General features: G+C 34.7%; 3 protein-coding genes and 1 pseudogene. All 4 read right to left on the reverse strand.

Features of this window, described 5'->3' with window-relative positions; genetic code table 11:
- Positions 1-767: 767 nt before the first annotated feature.
- The gene (locus ACKI4H_RS09305; RefSeq protein ID WP_407305267.1) at positions 768-1,901 is read right to left on the reverse strand and encodes an acyltransferase family protein; all 1,134 of its coding nucleotides are present in this window, start codon (positions 1,899-1,901) and stop codon (positions 768-770) included.
- Positions 1,902-2,950: 1,049 nt separating this feature from the next.
- On the reverse strand, positions 2,951-5,143 hold the full coding sequence (locus tag ACKI4H_RS09310; protein ID WP_407305268.1) for a polysaccharide biosynthesis tyrosine autokinase: 2,193 nt from the start codon (positions 5,141-5,143) through the stop codon (positions 2,951-2,953).
- Between the two features lie 18 nt (positions 5,144-5,161).
- Positions 5,162-5,590 (reverse strand): low molecular weight protein-tyrosine-phosphatase, encoded by a 429-nt coding sequence (locus ACKI4H_RS09315; protein WP_407305269.1) that lies wholly within the window; start codon positions 5,588-5,590, stop codon positions 5,162-5,164.
- 1 nt (position 5,591) lies between these two features.
- A pseudogene (locus ACKI4H_RS09320) lies at positions 5,592-6,000 on the reverse strand (hypothetical protein); the annotation flags it as partial.

Raw genomic sequence — 6,000 nt, forward strand, 5'->3', positions numbered from 1 at the left:
TACTTCGTGCTATACACACTCAAAAAGCAAGCAAGGCCGAAGCATACTGACCCAGATAAGCCATTCAATGCTGCCTGAGGCTCAAATCACTATTTAGGCTGTTTTTAGCTAAATTAAACTGCGGACCAGATTGGATGTCATGGGATTAAACGACGATTTTCAGACGAGAAAAACATTTTCATATTATGAATATTATAATTAGTTATCAAAAAAGCAGTGATGCATTGTATGCATTATGGAAAGTACAGGCCTGAAATTTCCAGCTGAAGGCAGAATGGATGATAAGAATATCAACCCGAGGCATCGACGCCAAGGGCGTAAATTACTATAGGTACAGATGCCAAAATCCTTCACATACGGGCTTTTAAGCTCAGTCCCATAGTGTCCAGGGATTCACAAGTGCTTGCTATTTGCTAGATCAAACACCATTAGTAGACACCACTCTCTATACAAACAATGCCCATATACACTCAACAAGGCCATGAAGCCATTGCGCAAAGACAGGCACATACCGTTATGTACCGAAGGTGTAATACAAAACCGTAGACGGGATTCAAGAATAAATTTAATTGAAAAAATGAGCTGCTCAAAACAGTTAAGCATTCATTATTAAATTATAAGGGAAGATAAATTCACTGCATGAGGAAACCTCATCCCTGACGAAACGATGTTTCTCATATCTGGAAGATAGTTGTACCAAGATTCAACTTCTAAAGGTTAGGGTAATAAAACTGCTTAAATAATATCTTTCTATATGCCGATATGCCTTAATTTTCTTGATTACTTTCAAGTATCTTATTTATAACTTTTGAATTTATAGAATCTAGTCCAAAAATTTTATCAAAAATACTGGTTCCTCTAAAAAAATAGAATATAAAACAAGGTATTAAAAAAGAAATAGTCGATAATAATATAAAGTAAGAAAATAAATTTAAATTATAATTATCTAAAATTTTTCCAAAAATTATAATAAGTGGGTGGTGAAGTATATAAACACATAATGAGGATTTAACAATAAATATTATCTGTTCGTTTGTGTGGTTTATTTTTGAGAAAATGTAGATTAAAATAAAACTGATACATAATGCATTAATTAATTGTAAGCTGGGTATAGCTATATCATAAAGAGTGAATTTTTCTAAAAATAAAGTAATATTTTTAGGCGTTGTTGCGGGAAATAGAAATCCATTTCTTTCCCAGATTATTTTGGTTAGGATTAATAATATAATACTAATTATCAGTGCAATGGTTGAGATTTTTATAAAGTTGTTGCGAATTTTTTTGATTAATTCCTCATAATTTAAATAGAAATATATTCCAATTATGTAATAAATTAGATATTTAAAAATATTGGATATAGATTCATGAAATAGGTTGATAATTTCGATTTTTGAAAATAAATAGTAAGTAGGTAGTGCTAGAAAATAAAAAAATAAAGATACTAGGATATGCTTTTTATAATTTATTTTATTTAAATAAAAGTATTGAATTGCTATAAAAGCTATTAATGTTTGAAGAAACCAAAAATGAGATATCATGGAGTCATAATTAAATTTACCATTATAAATTAGAAAATAATATTGTGGTATACCAATGAGCAAGAAGAGAAATATTGAAGGAATTAATATGCGATTTTTCCTGTTTTCTATATAGTATGCTTTTCCTTTTTTTTCTAAAATTAACGTAGAGAAAAATCCGCTTAATAGAAAGAATGTTTCCATTCTGAATAAGTGAAAGAATTCAAAAAAAAGTCCTATTGTATATGAGTCATAGTGAGGGCTTGCGTATACCCATGATGTTGGAGCGACAACTAAAGAGGCATGATAGAAAACACCTAGTATAATTAAAATAGCTCTTAATAAATCAATACCCACTAATCGGGTTGTATTATTTTTATTCATGATTTTTAGAATTTATTTTTATAAGAAATAAAATATACTATAAATTAAGACCCTATTGGTCTATTTTTCATAAATATTTTAAAGTTAAATTATTCCAATATCAGTCAAATGCAGGATATGAGGAAAATCATGTCGTAAGGTGCGCACAACCTGTCTAACTCAGTAAATTTATTCAATCCCTGGGCAGCACTGCTGCGCAAGTTGCATGAATTTCATTTATGTAGCTCTAAAAATTGCATGTTATTAATTTTTCCCAGTAATTTGATGCAGCGTATCTTTGCTTCCATTAGGATCTGCTGATGATAACCCGCCCACTTTTTTCTTTTTTCTGCTTAAATGCTTAATCGTTGTAAAAAGACCCTTCCATTTCTATGTAAATATTTTTTCATGGCCTAGAGTTTTATTTTAGCTAATCAGCGTGTAAAACGGACCAAAATTTTGGGATAAATAGTATTTGATTTTGACTACCTCCGATGTTTTGTAACTATCTCACTTTTAAGTGGGTGATTCCGGAGTTGTTATGTGTGGAAGCTATCGCAATGATCCGTAGACGATATTTAATACAAGGTGACAGCATTTACTTAATTGTCCATGAAAACGCTTGGCTAAAATTTTTTTAACAAGAGAGAGCAGTTATATTGGCTCACATACTTGTATCGAACTATTAAATTAAGGATATTTGATTATTGTTCTAGATAATTTTTTGAATAGTTTAGAAGGATTTTTAAATCGTCTATAAACACTCACCCAAAAAATCTTAGCCTTTGTTAAAGCTAATATTCGTGGTGCACAAGTTTTAGCTCAAGTTTATAGAGCAATATGCACTTGATACAGTAATTCATTACCAAGCAAAATTAACTATCTTTCATTTCATAGAAAAATATTACGATAAAAAAGGGCTTCAAACTAATTTCAACTGAATGAGTTTAAATCAGTGTGAAGACTTATCGCCTTAGCTTGCTTTATCGCTATATGTTCAAAAAAGCAGACCTTCATCAAAATCACTGACTTTCATAATAAATACATTCAGGGGATCTGATCAAATCTGCTTAATTATTGTCTTTCGAGGCTTTATAGCCATAGGCATAGTTATAACCATAACCATAACCATAACCGCCAGTACCACGTTGAATATCATTTAGAATAAAGCCATTGACTTTAACACCGACCTGCTCAAAACGATTCAATGTTAATTCCAGTTCTTTCATCTGTGTTTTTGCATAACGCGCAATCACCAAGTTCACACCCGCATATTGTGAAATGATAATCCCATCAGTCACTGCAAGTACAGGAGGGGTATCAATAATAATATGATCATACATAGGTGAAACTTGTTCTAGCAGGGTAGAAAATTTTGCTGAGCTTAAAAGTTCAGAAGGGTTTACTGGACTCTTGCCACGTGTAATCACATCTAAATTATCAACTTCAGTGGTTCTAATAATATTTTCAAGACTTTGTTGAGTATTTAAATATTCAGCCAAACCAGGTTGGTTGTCATGGTTGAAATATTTATGTAAGTAACCACGACGCATATCCCCATCAATGATTAATACGCGTTTATTACTTTGCGCCAAAATGGTCGCTAGGTTTGTAGAAATAAAGGATTTACCGACTTCTGGTGCAGGGCCTGAAATCATAATGATATTGTTTTTTGCTTTACTCATTGCGAAGTGAATTGCTGTACGCATGCTGCGTAAGCTTTCAATCGCAATATCGTCACCATTTTTAATCGCCAATATAGGAATATGTTTTTTCTTTTTCAGCAGTTTAATTCGGCTTTCTTGAATGGATGAGCGTGGAACCGTGGCATAAACCGGTAAGTCCAATTCATTTTCAATTTGGCTTGAATCTTTAATGCCCGAGCGCATCATGTTGCGTAGTAATGCCAGCAAGGTTCCAAGGAAACCACCCAAGAAGATGGATAAAATCAGAATCTGCAATTTTTTCGGTGCAATTGGTTTAACTGGCTCAATCGCAGTATCCACAATACGTACATTGCCAATTTCACCTGCTTTGGCAATACGTAGTTGCTGGTAAGAATTCAGCAATGCTGTATAGAGCTGGGTTTTAACCTCAACTTCACGGTACAGTTGTAAATAGCGACGCTGTAAATCAGGCAGCTGTTTTAATGTGTCATTCAACTCACCAATTTTTTTATTAATTGCACCAAGCTGTGCATTAATTTGCTGCATTGCAGGGTGTTCATTGGTGTATTTTGCCGCCATTTCAGCTTGTTGCTGTTCTAGTTGTGATTTTTGAGTTTCTAAAGTAATACTTTGCGTTAAATACAATTCAGATTCTTTGGTCACATCGACGGTATTATATTGTTGACGGAATTTGTTAAATTCACGTTCTGCTACATCTAACTGCTGTTTTAATTCAGGCAGTTGCTCATCTAGGAATTTAAGCGTTTGCGCTGTTTCTGCAGAACTGCGCTCAATATTTTGTTGGCTATAGGCAACCAGAATAGAATTCAGAACTTTAGTAATATGTTCTTTGTCCTGACCTTGATAATTCAGCCCTAAAATACCGGTTAGTTTGCCTTTTTCAGCGACCGAATAATTCTTTGTAATTGAACCCATGGCTGCAGGCAAAGACATTTTTTGAATGTTATAAGTGTCTGGGAGTTGGTCGTGGGTATAGATCGCTACCTTCCAGGTGCCATGGGCTGAAGTATGCTGGCTTTCCTGGTTAGTGGGTGCACTAAACAGGATTTTTTTCGTCTTTGCATCGGTCAAGGTGAATTTGTTGGCATCAAAATTCAGCAGTAAATTTTTGTCCAGATAATATGCTGGAATTTCAAATTTTCGAACCTCAAAAGACTGGGCATTATCCTGGAATAAAACAGCGTTTGCCTGATATTGCGTTTTATAATCATGTGGGCTGAATAAACGATCAAAAAAACTGTTTTCTGTACCTGAAATTATTAAATCCAGGTTGAGGTTCTTAATGACAGAACCGAGCACCAAACGTGATTTTAGCAATTCTATTTCAGCTTGAGCCGGCTGTTTTTGCTCAATCATGCTGGAGAGATCACCCAATAATGCAGCAGACGTCCCTTTGTTTTCTTCAACTTGTACCAATGCATCGACCGAATAAGTATCGGGTGTAGTTCTTAAATACAATAACGCACAGACCAGGCTTAAAATTACGCATAATGCGATGAGTTTCCATTGAGCAATCAGCGAAAAAAACAGCTCTTTTAAATCAATTGTATCTTCGGTATTAGTGGTTTGGCTCATAATTTTGCTATCAAAAAGTTAAATATGTTGTGTCCAATCGTTAATACAATTTTGTATTAACTGACAGGTTTCATTGAAGACCAATTGCTCATGCTGGTAGGGATCAGGTACATTTCTGCCTTGCCAATGCCCTAATCGGAAGGTCTTGCCTTTAGCAAAAGGCCAGGTTTGTTCTAGATATTTTTGCTGATTCTGGCTCATGACCAAAATTAAATCGGCTTTTTTAATCAGGTCACTATTCAGTTTCCTGGCAATATGCGACTGCATATCAATGCCTAAACGCTGCATGCATAGTATGGCTTTTGGATCCGCTGCATGACCGATTAACCCGGAAATACCTGCTGACTCAATATGAAGCTGCGGATATTGCTGTTTTAAAAAGTATTCAGCCATTGGACTACGGCAAATATTGCCCACGCAGACCACCAGAATATTGTGAATATTCATATTAATTGCCCAAATTGTTGGCGGTATTCACAAGACTGGAAAAAGGAACAACCTGATTAATCACACGTTGCCAACGAGCAAGTCCAGAAGCATCGACATACACAATATCATTGCTGCGCATTTTGAACTTGTTGGCTAAACCAAAATCGGCAATGCTGGTTAAATCCAATTGATAAACTTCTGTAGAGGTGTCGACGGCATTGCTACGAACCACATAAATTTTACTGCGGCTAGCAGACAGCGGATTTAAACCTAAACTTTCACCTAATACATCACTTAAACTCATGCCCTGATCACGCATAGGTAAGGACTGGTTTTTACCCGATTCGCCCATCACATAAATTTTCTGGTTTTCACGTGAATTGACATACAAAGTATCATTCGGTTGGATTAATAAGTTGTGTAAAGAG

The organism is Acinetobacter sp. (genome assembly GCF_045628685.1).
Lineage (GTDB): Bacteria > Pseudomonadota > Gammaproteobacteria > Pseudomonadales > Moraxellaceae > Acinetobacter.